The organism is Roseburia sp. OM04-10BH (genome assembly GCF_003462605.1).
GTDB lineage: Bacteria > Bacillota > Clostridia > Lachnospirales > Lachnospiraceae > Roseburia_C > Roseburia_C amylophila.
Genome location: NZ_QTZI01000014.1, coordinates 22,924 through 40,479 on the forward strand (window position 1 = coordinate 22,924; position 17,556 = coordinate 40,479).

The window sequence follows — 17,556 nt, forward strand, 5'->3', positions numbered from 1 at the left end:
TCACTTTCTATCCTTCAATGACAAATTTTGCAAATGATAATTCTGCTCCTTTGCCGATTCTGCTGCAGATATTTACCACTCTGGTCATAACACCTGCAAACTGGTTATCTTTGGTTACAATTTTAAGAAGCTGTGTCTCTGCCTCATATTCTGCTTCCTCTACATCTTCTAATTCTAATGTTTCACGAAGAATTTCTTTTACCTGATCCTCTGTTACTTTTTTAGACATCCGATAATATCTTCCCATAATGTGCTTCCTTTCTTAGTTGTTACTACTTTATGTTAGTTCTTTCTAATCCAGTTGTATTATAACACCTGCTATTGAAAATAGAACCTTTCGTATTGATATTTTTTCTCATTATTTCTTAATTTGATTTACCCCTGTATCCACGTTATAATAGTCCTATTACATAAATCTGATTTATCAGCAGAATACTAATACAAAAGAAAGATAAAAGGAGGCTATTTTATGTGCACCGCAGCTACTTATCAAACAAAGAACTTCTACATGGGCAGAACCCTTGATTATGAATTTTCTTATGGTGATGAAGTCACCATCACCCCTCGCAACTATCCTTTTCATTTCCGTCATGCCGGGACTTTAAGCTCCCACTATGCCATGATTGGCATGGCTCATGTAGCACCAGACAATGGTGTTGACTATCCTCTTTATTATGATGCCTGCAATGAAAAAGGTGTCTGCATGGCAGGGCTTAACTTTGTGGGAAATGCCGCTTATGCTGATATTATTGATACAAAAGAAAATGTTGCACAATTTGAATTTATTCCATGGATTCTAAGCCAGTGTGCTTCTGTTTCAGAAGCCAAAGAAAAATTAGTACAGATGAATCTCGTTGGAACTGTTTTTGCCAGCCATTTTCCGGCAGCACAGCTTCACTGGATGATTGCCGACAAAAGTGAAAACATCGTTGTGGAATCCATGGCAGACGGGCTTCATATCTATGACAATCCTGCCGGTGTGCTGACCAACAATCCACCTTTTCCAATGCAGATGTTTGCTTTAAATAATTATGCGGCTCTCTCATCCAGGCAGCCGGAAAATCATTTTTCCGACAAGCTCAACTTACAGGCTTACAGCCGCGGTATGGGGGCTTTGGGTCTGCCGGGCGATTTATCTTCCCAATCCCGTTTTATCCGGGTTGCTTTCACCAGACTACATTCCATTTCCGGCAGTTCAGAAATCGAAAGTGTCAGCCAGTTCTTTCATATCTTAGGTTCCGTCGACCAGCAGCGGGGCTGCTGTGAAGTTGCTGATAACAAATATGAAATTACAATCTACACCTCCTGCTGCAATGCGGATAAGGGAATTTATTACTATACGACCTATGATAATCATTCAATTAACGGAATCGATATGCATCATGAGAACCTGGACAGTGCAGAGTTGATCCGGTTTGCGGTTCTTGATGCGGGTGGGATTCACTGGCAGAATTAGGGGATTGCGATGTGGAGATAACATTTAGAATCAAAGAATTTTGCAGCAGTCAAAGCACATCTGATTTTCTTTTATGTGAAATGTCAACCGTTCTTAGGGGTCTGTTTTTCTTGATGATAAACTGTCTTTTCGGTTGCTTTGACAGAATATTGGTACTGTCCGTCGAGGACAGATGCCACCTAATGTCTGCAAGGGGCACTGGGAATTTCGATATACTTTTCATTTCATCTGGCAACCGGCACAAATTCACATCCATGTTCAAATGTGCCTCGACTGCTGCAAAATTTTTTAATAAATTTTTCTCCCACATCGCAATCCCCTAATGGATGACATATAAAAGGAGCAGACCCGCATCAAAAGTCTGCTCCCTTTACGTCCAAAGTATTTTGTGTGTATTGTAATGTTCCTTACAAGAGTTAGTTTATGCTAACTCTTGTTTTCTGTCAATACCGCTGTTGATATTCTTTTCTCACCTGTGATAACTCCTTATAGATGTTCCGGTGATTTAAAATAATTCAAAAAACTCTTCGCCAGTTCCACATTGGTATTGACCACCAGTTCTTCCGGAAAATCTACCATCTGAATAACTTCCAATGGATATTGATGATTCCCAACTGCAGTATCCACATGTGCATCGGAATCCATGATAACCGGAACTTTATATTCCTTGCAAAGTTCTAACATTTTGCAGCTGTTTTCCTTCGTATTCTGCCGGAAGCCACCCGGTGTCAGGGAGCCATTGTTGACCTCTAACAATACATGATGTTCCTTTGCACCTTCCACCAATGCACGATAATCCACCGGATAATAAGAATCATCCGGATGTCCGATAATGTTTACATAGGGATTTTTCATCACATTCAGATAAGTTTTCGTATTTTCTTCTATGGTTCCCGGATGAAAACACGGACCATGCATACTTGCAACGCACAAATCTATCTGCTTTAAGGTACGCTCCGGCAGATCCACATGCCCTTCCATATCCATGATATTAAGTTCTGCGCCAAACAGCGTATACATTTCTCCATGCTTTCTTTCCAGCACGCGAAGATTATTAAAATATAACTCGCTGCAGGTTCCCGGCATTTTCGGAGCATGCTCTGTAATACCAAAGAGACGGATTCCTTTCTGCTCTGCCGCCTTTATCATTGCTTCAATAGTACTGTAAGCATGTCCGCTTGCAATTGTATGAGTATGAAGGTCTACGTAGTCGTTCATGTTCTGTTCTCCTTTTATATCTCTTGTCTTAATACTGTTTTCTAAATTTCAGACAACCCTATCCTATCCATCATAGCACATTTTCATCTGTCTTTCATACTATAATACAAATGTCTTTTAAGGATGCTCTATGAAACGATTTTATAAAAAAGGTATTTCTCTTTTCTTAATTCTTCTTATGTCCTTCCCGCTTTGTGCCTGCAAATCAGATGATTCTAAAGCATTAACAACCGTAAAATTAAACGAAGTGGCACATTCCATCTTTTACGCACCGATGTATGTGGCCATCGAAAAAGGCTACTTTGAAGATGAGGGAATCGAGCTCTCATTGACCACCGGCTTTGGAGCGGATAAAACCATGGCTGCCGTTGTTTCCGGGGATGCAGATGTAGGATTCATGGGAACGGAGGCAAGCATTTATGCCTACACGGAAGGCGCAAAAGACCATGTCATTAATTTTGCACAGCTTACCCAGCGTGCCGGTAACTTTGTGGTTGCAAGGGAAAACACCGATTCCTTTTCCTATGAAGATATGATTGGAAAAGATGTGCTGGGCGGAAGAGCCGGTGGCACACCGGAAATGGTATATGAATATGTACTCCGGGAAAATGGGGTTTCTCCTTCCGAAGTCAAAATCGACCAGAGTATTGACTTTGGTTCTACCGCAGCGGCTTTTTCCGGCGGGCAGGGGGATTATACCATTGAATTTGAACCATCCGCTACTGCTTTGGAGCAGTCCGGTGACGGCTATGTGGTAGCGTCCATTGGCGTGGATTCCGGCTATCTTCCATATACTGCTTTTTGTGCCAAAGAAAGCTATCTTAAGGAAAATGCCGACCTTATCCAGCATTTCACCAATGCTTTACAGAAAGGCATGGATTATGTAGCAGGTCACAGTCCGGAAGAAATCGCAACTGTCATTGCACCACAGTTTAGTGAAACAGATCTTAAAACCCTTACACTTATTGTAAGCCGCTACTACGACCAGGAAACCTGGAACACAGATTTAATACTCCGGGAAGAAGGCTATGACTTAATGCTTACTATTTTAGAAGAGTCCGGTGTTCTCTCCGGTGCCGCTCCTTATGAAGATCTTGTAAATACAGATTTTGCAGAAAAAGCATCCACACCGTAGTTTAAAATATCAGAAATTAAATCATTATTTAAAAAGCACAGAATATATAGTAAATAACATTACTATACATGCTGTGCTTTTATCACTTAGATATCCTTTTTACATTCCACCCTGTTAGCGAATCATAGAAAATGCACCAACACTGATTAACATCATAATTACACCAGCCAGCAATACGCCAAGCATCACTGCAATAACAGATGATTTAAAATCCATATCTAAGATGCTGGCTGCCAGAGTTCCTGTCCAGGCTCCGGTTCCCGGCACCGGGATTCCAACAAAGAGCAGTAATGCCAGGAATAATCCTCTTCCAGCCTTTGCCTGCAGCTTCTTACCACCCTTTTCACCTTTTTCCAGACACCAGCTGAAAAATTTTCCAATAACAGGCTTATCTGCACCCCAAATCAGTACTTTTCTTGCAAAGAAATAAATAAATGGTACCGGCAGCATATTTCCAATGATAGAAATAATATAAGATGGTATCAATGGAAGTCCAAACCCCTGCGAAAACGGAATTGCTCCTCTCAGTTCAACCAATGGTACCATAGAAACCAAAAATACGATCAGATAATGTAATAACATAATACTCCTTTCCTAATGAATTATGACTGTTTATAGTTTTTCAAAAACGTAATCAGCGTATCCATTTCTTCATCTGTACCAATGGTAATACGCAGGTAATTTGCAATCCGCTCCGGTTTAGAGAAATGACGGACATAAATGTCTTCCTTCTTCAAATCTTCAAACAGCTTCTCCATGGAAATCGTATCGTGGGTTACAAAGAGGAAGTTACTCTTTGAATCATCCATCCGGTATCCCAGTGCCCGAAGTTCTTCCTTGGTACGCTCTCTCGTTGCAATAATCTTCTGTGTTGTCTCTTTAAAATAAGCTTCATCCAAAATAGCAGCCGTTCCCATTTCAATCGTAAGGGAATTTAAGGTGTAAGAATTAAATGAATATTTAACATCATTCAAATATTTGATTAATTCAGGCTGTGCCATCGCATATCCAATCCGCATGCCTGCCATGGAACGGGATTTACTAAAGGTCTGGACTACCAGCACATTGTCATATTTATCAATAAGCGGCAATGCTGATGTTCCACCAAAATCAATATATGCTTCATCCACAATAACAATGACATCCGGATTCTGTGCAATGATGCGTTCCACATCTTCTAACGGAAGCAGTTTTCCTGTCGGTGCGTTTGGATTTGGAAATACAATTCCTCCGTTTTCCCCAGCATAATCCTCCAGGCGAATCGTAAAATTCCTATCCAGTGGAATCTGTTTATATGGAATACGGAATTCCTCTGCCCAGACATCATAGAAAGAATAAGTAATATCCGGAAACAGAATCGGACGACTGGAATTAAAAAATGTCATAAAGCACATGGCAAGTACATCATCTGAGCCAACGCCCACAAATACCTGATTGGAATTTAAACCATATCGTTCTGCAATGGCGTCCGTCAGTTTCTCAATCTTTGGATCCGGATAAAGACGCAGCCGGTCGGTATCAAAAGAGGTTAAAACATCCTTTACTCCCGGTGCCGGTGGATACGGGTTCTCATTGGTATTCAGTTTTATCATTTTCTCTTTCTTCGGCTGTTCTCCCGGAACATACGGGATAACTTTGCGTATATTATTTTCCCATGCTTTCATGTCTTACTCCTTCTATCTGCTGCTTGATTTTATCATTCTTTCGTTTTCCGATTTTTTATTCTGCTGCCTTCAGTCCATACTCTGCTGCCAGCTTTGCAAATGCCTGCATGGAATTTACTACTGTCTCATAAGAAGTGCAGTATGCAAGACGTACATAACCGCCATAGCCGAAGGCACTTCCTTTTACCAGAATCAAATGGTATTTCTTCGCAGCTTCTACAAATTCTTCTTCCTTTGCAACCGGAGATTTCAGCCACAGATAAAATGCTCCCTGTGGTTTGATGCAGGTGAATCCAAGCTTCGTCAGTCCTTCATATAAAGCAATACGGTTGCGGTCATAAAATTCAAGATTAGTCTTTTCCTTTAAGCACTCTGCCACTGCTTTCTGAATGAGGGATGGTGCATTTACAAAGCCAAGAGTACGGTTTGATACGGTAATTCCCTCGATTAATTCTGCGGAATCTGCCGCTTCATCCGGCACTACCACATAACCGATCCGCTCGCCCGGAAGTGATAAAGATTTACTGAAGGAATATCCTACCAGCGTATCTTTATAATATTTCGTCAGGAAATTCTCCTGTACGCCGTCGTAAACCAGTTCACGGTATGGTTCATCGGAAATAAGATAAATGTCGGTTCCAAATTTCTCTTCCTTCGCAGTTAAAATTCTAGCAATCTCTTTTAAGGTTGCATCTGAATATACCACTCCGGTCGGGTTGTTCGGATTGTTGATGATAACCGCTCTTGTATCTTTTGTAATTTTTCGTTCAAAGTCTGCTAAATCCGGCATAAAATCTGCTTCATCTGGCATGACTTCCACAATCTTTGCATCGAAGTTTGCGGCATAGCTTTTATATTCACCAAAATACGGAGCAAATACCATAACTTCATTGCCCGGATCTAAAATCGTCTTAAAAATAATATTCAGACCGCCTGCTGCACCAACTGTCATAATCAGGTTCTTCCCATGGAAATTGGTTCCGAAGCGTTCATTTAAGTTCTCTGCAATTGCCTCTCTTACTTCCTCATAGCCTGCATTTGCCATATATCCATGCACCACAAGTGGGTCTTCTTTATCCAAAATATCATAAATTGCTGTCTTAATTTTTTCCGGTGCCGGTGTAGCTGGATTGCCAAGGCTGAAATCATACACATTTTCTGCCCCATATCTGGCAGCCATTTCTTTTCCTTCCATAAACATGGCACGAATTGCAGAGCTTCCTGCCATTGCCTGTTTTATCTTTTTTGACAACATATCTTATGCCTTCTTTCTCTTTCTATTCTGTTACAGTATAGCTGAGACTATCCGTAAAATCAATCTGTTTTCTTGTTTCCGATGGGAATCTGCGTGATAATAATTGCCACAAACATCAATACGCAGCCTAAAATTTCTTTTGGGGATAATACCTGTCCCAAGATCACCCAGCCAGCCAGTGCGGAAATCACGGATTCCAGGCTCATAATAAGGGATGCGATAACCGGGTTGATGCCTTTCTGTCCTACAATCTGCAAGGTGTAGCCAACGCCGCAGGAAAGAAGTCCCGCATACAACAAAGGCAGCCATGCCGCCTGAATATTGGAAATATCCGGTGTCTCTGTAAACAGCATTCCTACTGCTGAAAGTACTCCGCATACAAAAAACTGTATGCAGGACATTTTTACGCCGCCTACCTTCGGTGAAAAATAATCAACCACCAGTATATGAAAGGAAAATGCCAGTGCACATAAAAGAAGCATGATGTCTGCCCTCTCAATGGTAAAACTGCCGTCCTTCATACAAAGCAGATACATTCCCACAACTGCCAGCGCTACACAAAACCACAGCTTGATTCCCGGACGCTTTCCAATAAAGATGCCGATAACCGGAATCATCACAATATACAACGCCGTAAAAAAGCCAGATTTACCAACGCTTGCTTCCATAATGCCAAACTGCTGCAGATTGGATGCAATGCAAAGAATTACACCACAGGCAATTCCGCCTATCCACAAAGTCTTTTTATCCTCTTTTTCCTGATTTTCTGCTCCTATCTCTTTCTTTTTCTTTAAAACCAGAATAACCGGGATTAGCACCAGTCCCCCCAGAACGCATCGGATTGCGTTAAAGGTAAAGGGACCAATATATTCCATGCCCACGCTCTGGGCTACAAAAGCAACGCCCCAGATGGTTGCGGTCAACAATAATATCAAAGAACTCTTTATCTGCTGTTTCATAAAATCTCCATTCTGTCCTTATTCTTTTGCATAATTTATCATATCGCTCTTATATTAATGCATTCCTTTCCTTCTTGCAAGAGTCATAACATACAACAAAGAGCATCAAAGGCGGTGCTTTTCATCCTTCCAATTGGATAACACCTTGTGCCAATGATGCTCTTTTCTTATGTCAACCAGAATCCCACTCCCGGATAAACATCTTTTTCTATTTATTTACCGTGTCAATAAAGCGTAAAAATGCTTCTCTTCCTTCTTCGGTGCATTTGTATACACCGGCATCCAGAAGAACTTCACGGAATACCAGTCCGATTTCCTTTCGGATAATCCCGTCGATATTTTCTTCCGTAATGCTCTCATATTTCGGCAAAAATTCCTCTACCCAGTCTGCATGCTTACTTAAAACTTCATTGCTCCGTAAATCAGCCCTGGAAAGAATTGCCGTCTTAAGCTGTGCCATCTCGTCCTTCAGACGTGCCGGCAGCACTGCCAGACCCATTACCTCGATTAAGCCGATATTTTCCTTCTTAATATGATGAAGCTTCGCATGCGGATGATATACGCCCAGCGGATGCTCCTTTGTTGTAATATTATTACGAAGCACTAAATCCAGTTCGTAATTATTGCCTCGTTTTCTTGCAATTGGTGTAATGGTATTATGTGGCTCCCCGTCTGTTTCTGCAAAAATAAATGCTGCCTCATCCGTATAGCCACGCCAGGTCAGAAGTATTTTATCTGCCAGCTCAATCAGCCGTTCTGTATCCGGTGCGGACAGACGGATAACTGACATCGGCCATTTTACAATTCCGGCTTTCACATCTTCAAAGCCCGCAAAGGTAATCTCTTTTTCCAGCGGTGCCTTTGCCATGGCAAATTCATAATGTCCACCCTGAAAATGATCATGACTTAAAATCGAGCCTCCTACAATCGGCAGGTCTGCATTGGAACCGACGAAATAATGTGGAAACTGTTTTACAAAATCCAGCAGTTTTCCAAAGGTTGCCTTCTCGATTTTCATCGGTGTATGCTTTCCATTAAACACGATGCAGTGCTCATTATAGTACACATAAGGAGAATACTGTAAGAACCAGTCACTATGATTGATGGTTACCGGAATAATACGGTGATTCTGTCTTGCCGGATGGTTGACTCTTCCTGCATAACCTTCATTTTCCTTACACAAAAGGCATTTCGGATAGCCGCTCTGTTTTGCCAGCTTTGCAGCTGCAATGGCTTTCGGGTCCTTTTCCGGCTTGGATAAGTTAATTGTAATATCCAGTTCACCAAACTCCGTCTCTGCGGTCCATTTCATATCCCGCATGATACGATATCTGCGGATATAATTGCTGTCCTGGCTAAGGGTATAATAATAATCTGTTGCCGCTTTTGCATCTTTCTCATAAAGATCCTGAAATTTATGAATTACTTCACCTGGTCTCGGCATCAGCATTCCCATGATTTTCGTATCAAATAAATCTCGGTATACTACGCTGTTTTCCTTTAAAATGCCTTTTTCATAAGCATAATCCAGCAGACGGTTTAATAATTCTTCCAGACTCTCTTCTGCTTCTTCTCTGCTCATCGGAGTCCGTGACTGATAAGCTGCCACAGCGTCCTCATCTAATTCTTCTAATTCAAACAATTCCAGTAGGCGGTTGATGGTAAATCTTTCATCTTCCTTCGGAACCAGTCCGGTTACCATGCCATATTCTGTTAATTTTAAGATATCTTCACAAATCATGACTTTCCTCCTGTTTCTTATGCCAGTCTGGATGGACCATCTCCAATTTCTACCACATAGAAATCTGCGCTGTATCCAATTTTCTTTTCATAGGCACTGCCTACTGCTTCAATAAAATGTTCTACTGCTTCATCCTTTACAATACTGACGGTGCATCCGCCAAAGCCTGCACCTGTCATACGGGATCCAATGACTCCATCCACCTTCCAGGCTTCTTCCACTAAGGTATCCAGTTCAATTCCGGTTACTTCATAATCATCCCTTAAGGATACATGGGATGCATTCATCAGCTTTCCAAAGGTTTCCACATCATTTTCTTTCAAAGCTTCCACTGCTTTTAGGGTTCTCTGGTTCTCATATACCGCATGTTTTGCCCGACGCATGCGGACCTCACTTCCGATGGCTCCCTTATATTCTTCAAACTGTTCCTCGGACAATTCACCAAGACTTTTGATGTCCACCACCTTCTGTAATTCTGCCAGTGCTTCCTCACACTCTGCACGACGTTCATTATATTTCGAATCACCCAGACCACGCTTCTTATTGCTGCAGGAAATTACAATTTTAGCATCTTTTAAACGAACCGGCGCATATTCATATTTTAAAGTAGCCGTGTCTAAGAAAATTGCATGCTCTGCTTTTCCCATGGCAATGGCAAACTGATCCATGATGCCACAGTTCACTCCATTGAATTTATTCTCTGAAAACTGTCCGATTAAAGCCAGATCCTGATTCGTTACACCAAATCCGAATAAGTCCTTTAAGATATATCCGGTCAGTACCTCAACAGATGCAGAAGAAGAAAGTCCGGAACCATTCGGGATATTTCCAAATAATAACAAATCCAGTCCGGTATCTACCTGCATGCCCTTTTCTCCAAACGCCCAGATAACACCCTTCGGATAATTCGTCCAGTCTGCTTCTTTCTCCGGTTTCAAGCCTTCAATGGAAGATTCCAGCACACCAAGCTGTTCAAAATTCATGGAATAAAATCTCAGTTTCTTATCGGCACGTTTTCTTGCCACGCCATAAGTTCCAATGGTCAGTGCACATGGAAATACATGACCTCCGTTGTAATCCGTATGCTCTCCAATCAGATTCACACGTCCCGGTGCAAAATACACACGGATGTCTCCTTCATCCCCAAATAATTCCTTAAACCTTGTCAAAACCTGCTCCTTCATCAATACATTCTCCTTTCGATTTATTTTCATCCGTTCCTGTTATCCGGCACATTTTCACAGGATATTATTCATCTGTCTTTGTGCTCGTCAGCAACATAATTTATATTTTTTACTTCTTGATAAGATTATACTATATGCCCTGTTTCTTTGCAATATTGCCGTTCTAGTCTGCAACATCTCAATTGCTATTTGGCAACATTTTTCCATATGCATGATAAGGATTTATAAATAACTGTGAAAATATAAAATCTTATATAAAAACACCAGTCTCTGACTGAATGATTCAGATACGAGAGAGAGCTGTAATCATCCAGGCAGAGGCTGGTGTTATTTCTATTTTCAATTTATTTTCAGTGGTTCCTACAGACATTCATCATACTAAAATTGTCTGAACAGAAGCTGGCGTTCTTATTCTTTATTCCAATTCCCTACAATGCTGCTTCAGCAGCTGCCAGCTTGTCCAGTGCACTCTGTGGTACCTTCGCTTTTGCGCCCTCACTTAAGGCATTATAGGCATTTCTTGCATTGGCTACTGCTGCTGCATCTGTGGCAGTTATCGTATCTGGCAATGCCATGATTGTATTCGTTACGTTCTGTGCATCGATACTTTCCTGATTCTGCAATTCCTGCAGGGCCTGTTCATACTGCAACTGTGACAGAGCTGACTCGGCTGCTGTCAGCACATTCAGATTCTTTACATATGCTTTGGCGCTGTCAGATAAAGCATCATACTGGGAACGGACAGATGCAATGGTTCCTGCGGAGTCCAGGGTTACTGTTCCAATGGAGGTGATTGCCTCATCTACTGCAGATGCTGCATCCATATCCTTGCCCTTCTGGCTCTCGGTTCCCGGCAGTTCATAAACAAGCACCGGATAACCAGCTTCTATATTTTCATAAATTGTTTTTGCTGCACTGTATGGAAGATTGATACATCCATGTGAACCGCTTCTTTTATAAATTGTTCCACCAAAAGTACTTCTCCAGCTGGCATCATGCATTCCAACACCACCGTTAAACGGCATCCAGAAAGATACCGGAGACTCATAATCTTCGCCGCGAAGCACCGCATCCTTTGCCTTATAAGTAACACCAAAAGAGCCGGACGGCGTTCCATGATTCTTTGCAAGGTTACCGGAGACAAAATCAGATTCTACCACCAGCGATCCGTTCTTATAGAAAAACAAATGCTGTGCGGTCAGATTGATTTCCACATATGTATTACCATAGTCATTCTCACCATGGCTGTTAGCCGTCTGGGAATAAACCGGCTCTCTTGTTACATCCTTACCGGCTTTCAAATCCTCCAGTATCATTTCCTTTTCAGCTGCATTATCTACCCACCATCCGTAATTTCCACCATAAATTGTCACTGTCTGTCCATAAGAGGTATCCAGTGTCCGGTTTCCATAGGCGGTATTATAATTTTTTGCCATAGCTTTTACATAAGCGCTCAATGCCTCATCATCTACAGACACATTGAAATCATCATCCACAGAAAGCCAGGTACTGATGGTTTCTCCATCCAAAACCACATCATCCTTGCCTTCTGCCTGATAGGTAATCTTCATCTGGGTATATTTATTCAAAGTATCCAATGCATCCTGAAATACATCATCCTCTTCTTTTACCTTAGGGTCTTCATAACAGCCTTCCCCGGAAAGGTCAAATTCCGGCTGCATTTTATCCAAGGCTTCTTTGATTTTCTCCGTAAATGCTTCTTTATCGATTTTTGTTCCATATACCTCCGGCTGCACTTCATAGCCATCCTTTGTATAATCCTTAATCTTTGCATTTTCGGAATCCGTCCATTTGCCTTCATCCATACAGGACAAATTATCCAGAACATCCTTCAATTTTTCTTCATCAAAAGTTATCATGGTTTCCACTTCGTATTTCCGTGGAGAAATAAGATAGTACGGCCATGCAAATCCATTCTGCTTCTTTAAAAGCTCTTTTACCTGCTTATCAAATACCGGCTCCATGTCAATGTCTGTTCCATTGATGCTCTCTGTCTTATCCTCACGCTCCACCAGCTTCATCTCATACCTGGATGCCTGCTTCGTAATCTTCTTTTCCACACCACTGGTTGAGGAAGCGGATACCCCCACATTATTTATCGTGGTACGAAATGCAAAATGGCTCTGAAAAAACAGTGCCAGCACCAGATAAATCACAACTAATATTCCTACAGGAATTCCGATTACACAAAGAAGTTTTTTTCTGCTCATTTTTTCCTTCGCAGTTTCCTGCTGTTTCTCTTCATTCTTCTTCATATCCCTTAACCTTTCTATTTTGCTAGTTTCCATTATAGTTGACCGTTTTTCTTTGTCAATGAAATCCCGCATTTGTAATATTTATTTAAAAAATGAAATACATTTTCTTGTATTCTTGCACAATGAAAATGTTCCTTTTCCATTAAAATCTTAAGAATTCCATAAAAATTATTAAATTCAATTTTATAGCATTGTTTTTTAAAAAATGCTGTGCTAGAATTCCAAAATAGAAGTAGTATTCTTACATTAAAGAAGGGGAATCCGATATTGAAAAAAGGTAACTTTAAGCAAAATCTCAAAGCATTTTTTCAAAAATATAAGCACGCATGGGTTCTGCTGTATGTATTCATATATTTTCCATGGTTTGCCTATCTGGAAAAACATGTGACTTCAAATTTCAACGTAATACATACTGCACTGGATGATAAAATCCCATTTATAGAATTTTTCATCGTACCATATATGTTATGGTTTGGATATGTTGCATATGCGGTTCTTTACTTTTTCTTCAAAAATAAAGAAGATTATTACCGGCTCTGTACATTCCTGTTTGTGGGAATGACTGTATTTCTGGTAGTATCCAGCCTCTATCCAAACGGACATTATCTCCGCCCGCATTCCTTTGAGCATGACAATGTCTTCACCCATATGGTAGCCTGGCTTTATGCAACCGATACACCGACAAACCTGTTTCCAAGTATTCATGTTTATAATTCGCTCGGTGTTCACATTGCAATCTGTAACAGTAAAGAATTTAAGAATCGTCCGAAGTTAAAGCTGGCTTCTTTCATTCTTATGGCCAGCATTATTCTTGCAACCATGTTCTTAAAACAGCATTCTGTATTTGATGTGGTTACTGCATTTGTAATGGCTGCTGTCATGTACTCTTTCGTCTACGGCAGGAACTTTGCTTTCGGCCGCAGCAAGGCAAAAGAATCTTTTGAAAAACAGCTTAAGCACATATAGTTTTTATAAAAGAACTGCTGCTCCATTTTGAGCAGCAGTTCTTTTATTTCAAATGTTCGATTTCATCCATCCAGATACGCACTGATGCATCACTTGGCATTCGCAAATCACCTCTTGGTGATACTGCTACCGTACCGACCTTTGGTCCATCCGGCAGACAGGAACGTTTAAACTGCTGTGAGAAGAAACGGCGGTAGAAGGTCTTTAACCATTTCAAAATCACTGCATTGTCGTACTGCCCCGCAAATGCCACCTGTGCCAGGCGATATATTTTTGCCGGAGCAAAGCCAAATCGCATCACATAATATAAATAGAAATCATGCAGTTCATACGGTCCTACAATATCCTCTGTCTTTTGGGCGATTTTTCCATTTTCCGGCGGAAGCAGTTCCGGGCTGACCGGTGTATCTAAGACATCATACAGCACAGTTGAAAGTTCCTTATTTCCACAGGTGTCCGCATAGTAGTGTACCAGATGACGCACCAGAGTCTTTGGTACGGATGCATTCACTCCATACATGGACATATGGTCACCGTTATAGGTAGCCCAGCCCAATGCCAGCTCTGACATATCTCCGGTTCCGATTACCATACCATTATTCTTATTAGCAATGTCCATCAGAATCTGGGTACGTTCCCTTGCCTGTCCATTTTCATAAGTGACATCATGTACGCTCTCATCCTGACCAATATCCCGGAAATGAATGCGTACTGCTTCTTTGATATCTACTTCTATCAGCTTTGCTCCAAGGCAGCGAATGAGACTTAATGCATTCTCATAAGTACGGTCTGTGGTTCCAAAGCCCGGCATGGTAACCGCATATATCTGTTCTCTCGGAAGATTCAGCCGGTCAAATGCCTGTACCGTAACCAAAAGTGCCAGTGTGGAATCCAGTCCACCGGAAATGCCCACCACTGCGCATTTGCATCCGGTATGCTCTAACCGTTTCTTAAGTCCCATGGACTGAATAGCTAAAATCTCTTCACAACGTTTATCACGCTTGTCCTTATTGCCCGGAACGAATGGCGCCGGATCCACGAAACGGCTCAGCGTTGTATCTGATTTATCAATAAAGAAAGAAAATCTAAGATAATCCCCGCTTCTGCTGCCTGCTGCAAAAGTGCTCATTCTCCGTCTTTCGGATACCAGACGTTCCATATCAATTTCAGAATATACCGTCTCATTGGTAAAACGTTCAGATTCTGCTAAAACCGCTCCGTTTTCTGCAATGATATTATGCCCGGAATATACTACATCCTGTGTGGATTCTCCATCTCCGGCACTGACATAGACATAGCCACAGAGCAGGCGGGCAGACTGTCCTGCAACAAGCTCTCTCCGGTAAATATCCTTTCCGGTTGTCTCATCACTGGCAGAAAGATTTACGATTAAAGTTGCTCCTGCCAGAGCATGGGAAATACTCGGCGGGTTCGGTGTCCAGACATCCTCGCAGATTTCCACACCGATTACCAGCTCCGGCAATACATCATCACACTGGAACAAAATGTGGCTTCCCATCGGTACATGATAAGCCGGTGCAATATCTACACCCTCTGCTTCTTCTTTTCCCGGAGTAAAATATCTTGCTTCATAGAATTCATTGTAATTTGGAATATGGGTCTTTGGCACGATGCCGATAATCTCGCCTTTGTTTAAAGCTGCTGCCACATTATAAAGCTTGCCTTCATGCATCAGGGGCAGACCAACAAATACAACGGCATCCAAAGCACCGAGTTCCTTTGCCAGCCATACCAGCCGCTCCCTTGCGCTTCTTAATAAAGTCTCCTGTAAAAATAAATCGCCACAGGTATATCCGGTAATGCAAAGCTCCGGGCACACAATGACTTTGGCTCCGTTTGCTGCTGCTTCCATTACTGCCGCTTTTATTCGAATGGTATTTTCTACCGGATCTGCGACTACTACTTTTGGTGTTACTGCTGCTACTTTGATAAATCCATCTCTCATTTTCTTATCTCCCTTAAATCATCCGGACTGAATACATAATTCTCATTACAGAAATGACATTTTACTTCAATCGGTTCTTCATCCTTGATTAAATCATCCAAATCTTTCTTGCTTAAGCTTGCCAGTGCTTTTGCCACACGTTCTTTGGAACAGTCACAGCGGAAGGCAACCGGCATCGTATCATTGATTTCAAGCTTCATCTCTCCTAAGATTTCCTCTAAAATCATTTCCGGTGTCATACCCTTTTCCAACATTTCTGTTACAGATGCTATCTGTGCGATTTTCTGCTCCAGGGCATCAATGACTGCGTCCTCTGTAAACGGCATCAGCTGAATGATAAACCCGCCTGCCTGACGCACTGTATTTTCCTTATTCATGAGAACTCCTAAACCCACGGAAGATGGTACCTGCTCGGATACTGCAAAATAATAGGTTAAATCCTCTGCGATTTCTCCGGTCTGAAGCTCTGTCTGTCCCACATACGGATCTTTTAATCCCATGTCTTTTATGACACTTAAAACACCATTTCCAATGGCTCCGCCTACATTTAATTTACCGGCTGCATTGGGTGGCAATATCACGTCTGCCACGCCCGGATAGCCTTTTACACCCCCGTTAGCATTGGCAGTTACCGTAAGGCCATGCATCGGACCATCGCCCTGAATCTGCAGGGTCAGAAGGTCTTTTTCTCCCTTCATCATGCTGCCCATCATTGCTGCTGCGCTCATGGCACGTCCTAATGCTGCTGTTACAATCGGGCTGCTGTTATGACGGACTCTTGCTTCCTCCGTCATCTCTTTTGATGTAATTGCAAATGCACGAATCTGTCCATCTGCAGCTGTTGCTCTCACCATATAATCTGACATTTCTTCTTCCTCTTTCTTCTTATTTCCCCTGTTCTCTTGCGATGATATAAATCCGTTCACTGCAGGCTGTCGGTTCTTTTCCCGTCTCTACGTCAAAGACACCTTCCCATTTCATACCAGCTTCTTCGATTAATTTTCGTACAGTTTCTATCTCATACGCCCGCTGAAAATGTGTTTCTTCATATCTCCGGAACAAATCATCCTCTTCTTTGATAAAAAGTGTTAAATCATACTGATTGACCTGTTCCTCCGGGTCATAATAATTTTCCCAGATAAAGCTGCTGTCCTCTCTGGTCTCGCAGAAGCTGTTATCTCCTAAGAGTTCCTCATATTTATATCTGGTATTCATATCGAAAATAAAGATTCCGCCCGGGTCGAGATAATTATTGACCAGGGAAAATACCTGTCTCAAATCCTCTTCTGACATGATATAATTCATGGAATCGCAGACACTTACTACTGCCCGGATGGTTCCATACAATTCAAACTCCCGCATATCCTGAAGAAGATACAGTATCTCTGTATTTTCCATGGTATATTCTCTGGCTACCGAAAGCATTTCCTCGGAATTGTCCACCCCAATCATATCATAACCTTCTGCCGCTAAAAGTCTCGTCATCCTTCCGGTTCCACAGCCAAGTTCCAAAAGCAGGCCATCTTTTATCCCCTCTGCTTTTAATATGTCCACCAGATATTTTTTCCATGCTTCGTAAGGGACATTGTCCATAAATGTATCATAAACTGTTGCAAATTCTGTATATGCTTCCACACAACCACTCTTTCTGTCCTATTCTTCTGTAATACTAACAATTTTCCCTGATAAAAGCAAGTAGTCGCGCCCTAAGGCTTGATTATTTTTCCCTAAAACTT

At 41.7% G+C, this 17,556-nt stretch carries 15 protein-coding genes; 3 read left to right on the plus strand and 12 right to left on the minus strand.

Annotated elements, in window-relative coordinates:
- Nucleotides 1-7: 7 nt before the first annotated feature.
- On the minus strand, nucleotides 8-247 hold the full coding sequence (locus tag DXB43_RS12875) for a hypothetical protein (RefSeq protein WP_117699171.1): 240 nt from the start codon (nucleotides 245-247) through the stop codon (nucleotides 8-10).
- Between the two features lie 222 nt (nucleotides 248-469).
- Between DXB43_RS12875 and bsh the strand changes: the two genes are divergently transcribed.
- Nucleotides 470-1,456 (plus strand): choloylglycine hydrolase, encoded by a 987-nt coding sequence (bsh, locus tag DXB43_RS12880; protein ID WP_117947753.1) that lies wholly within the window; start codon nucleotides 470-472, stop codon nucleotides 1,454-1,456.
- 486 nt (nucleotides 1,457-1,942) lie between these two features.
- Here bsh and DXB43_RS12890 read toward each other — a convergent pair whose 3' ends face one another.
- Nucleotides 1,943-2,674, minus strand: a complete 732-nt coding sequence (locus tag DXB43_RS12890) for a phosphatase (RefSeq protein ID WP_117947755.1) — start codon at nucleotides 2,672-2,674, stop codon at nucleotides 1,943-1,945.
- Between the two features lie 130 nt (nucleotides 2,675-2,804).
- On the opposite strand from DXB43_RS12890, the gene DXB43_RS12895 reads away from it, so the two are divergent.
- Nucleotides 2,805-3,809 (plus strand): ABC transporter substrate-binding protein, encoded by a 1,005-nt coding sequence (locus DXB43_RS12895; RefSeq protein ID WP_117841773.1) that lies wholly within the window; start codon nucleotides 2,805-2,807, stop codon nucleotides 3,807-3,809.
- 114 nt (nucleotides 3,810-3,923) lie between these two features.
- On the opposite strand, the gene DXB43_RS12900 is transcribed toward DXB43_RS12895, so the two are convergent.
- The 7 genes from DXB43_RS12900 to DXB43_RS12930 form a co-directional block, all read right to left on the minus strand.
- Nucleotides 3,924-4,391 carry a COG2426 family protein gene (locus DXB43_RS12900; RefSeq protein ID WP_117699128.1) on the minus strand — a complete coding sequence of 156 codons (468 nt, stop codon included), beginning with the start codon at nucleotides 4,389-4,391 and terminating at the stop codon, nucleotides 3,924-3,926.
- Between the two features lie 20 nt (nucleotides 4,392-4,411).
- The gene (gene hisC, locus DXB43_RS12905) at nucleotides 4,412-5,473 is read right to left on the minus strand and encodes a histidinol-phosphate transaminase (RefSeq protein WP_117841772.1); all 1,062 of its coding nucleotides are present in this window, start codon (nucleotides 5,471-5,473) and stop codon (nucleotides 4,412-4,414) included.
- Between the two features lie 55 nt (nucleotides 5,474-5,528).
- Nucleotides 5,529-6,728 (minus strand): pyridoxal phosphate-dependent aminotransferase, encoded by a 1,200-nt coding sequence (locus DXB43_RS12910; protein WP_117841771.1) that lies wholly within the window; start codon nucleotides 6,726-6,728, stop codon nucleotides 5,529-5,531.
- A 59-nt stretch (nucleotides 6,729-6,787) separates the two neighbouring features.
- Complete coding sequence (locus DXB43_RS12915) at nucleotides 6,788-7,687, minus strand: DMT family transporter (RefSeq protein WP_117841770.1); 900 nt, start codon at nucleotides 7,685-7,687, stop codon at nucleotides 6,788-6,790.
- A gap of 208 nt (nucleotides 7,688-7,895) precedes the next feature.
- Nucleotides 7,896-9,428 (minus strand): UDP-glucose--hexose-1-phosphate uridylyltransferase, encoded by a 1,533-nt coding sequence (gene galT / locus DXB43_RS12920; RefSeq protein WP_117841769.1) that lies wholly within the window; start codon nucleotides 9,426-9,428, stop codon nucleotides 7,896-7,898.
- A gap of 17 nt (nucleotides 9,429-9,445) precedes the next feature.
- Entirely contained in the window at nucleotides 9,446-10,612 is a 1,167-nt protein-coding gene (locus DXB43_RS12925) for a galactokinase (protein WP_199534364.1), read from the minus strand.
- A gap of 428 nt (nucleotides 10,613-11,040) precedes the next feature.
- Nucleotides 11,041-12,888: a peptidoglycan binding domain-containing protein gene (locus DXB43_RS12930; protein ID WP_243006021.1), complete on the minus strand. Its 1,848-nt coding sequence runs from the start codon at nucleotides 12,886-12,888 to the stop codon at nucleotides 11,041-11,043.
- A 267-nt stretch (nucleotides 12,889-13,155) separates the two neighbouring features.
- Here DXB43_RS12930 and DXB43_RS12935 point away from each other — a divergent pair, with 267 nt between their 5' ends.
- Nucleotides 13,156-13,854, plus strand: a complete 699-nt coding sequence (locus DXB43_RS12935; RefSeq protein WP_117947756.1) for a phosphatase PAP2 family protein — start codon at nucleotides 13,156-13,158, stop codon at nucleotides 13,852-13,854.
- A 43-nt stretch (nucleotides 13,855-13,897) separates the two neighbouring features.
- Here DXB43_RS12935 and DXB43_RS12940 read toward each other — a convergent pair whose 3' ends face one another.
- The 3 genes from DXB43_RS12940 to DXB43_RS12950 are packed head-to-tail and all read right to left on the minus strand — an operon-like array spanning nucleotide 13,898 to nucleotide 17,455.
- Nucleotides 13,898-15,820, minus strand: coding sequence for an NAD(+) synthase (locus tag DXB43_RS12940; protein ID WP_117947757.1), 1,923 nt, complete (start codon nucleotides 15,818-15,820; stop codon nucleotides 13,898-13,900).
- Nucleotides 15,817-16,686 carry an Hsp33 family molecular chaperone HslO gene (gene hslO, locus DXB43_RS12945; protein ID WP_117947758.1) on the minus strand — a complete coding sequence of 290 codons (870 nt, stop codon included), beginning with the start codon at nucleotides 16,684-16,686 and terminating at the stop codon, nucleotides 15,817-15,819. Before hslO ends, DXB43_RS12940 begins: the two co-directional genes overlap by 4 nt.
- A 19-nt stretch (nucleotides 16,687-16,705) precedes the next feature.
- On the minus strand, nucleotides 16,706-17,455 hold the full coding sequence (locus tag DXB43_RS12950; protein WP_117947759.1) for a class I SAM-dependent DNA methyltransferase: 750 nt from the start codon (nucleotides 17,453-17,455) through the stop codon (nucleotides 16,706-16,708).
- Nucleotides 17,456-17,556: the final 101 nt, after the last annotated feature.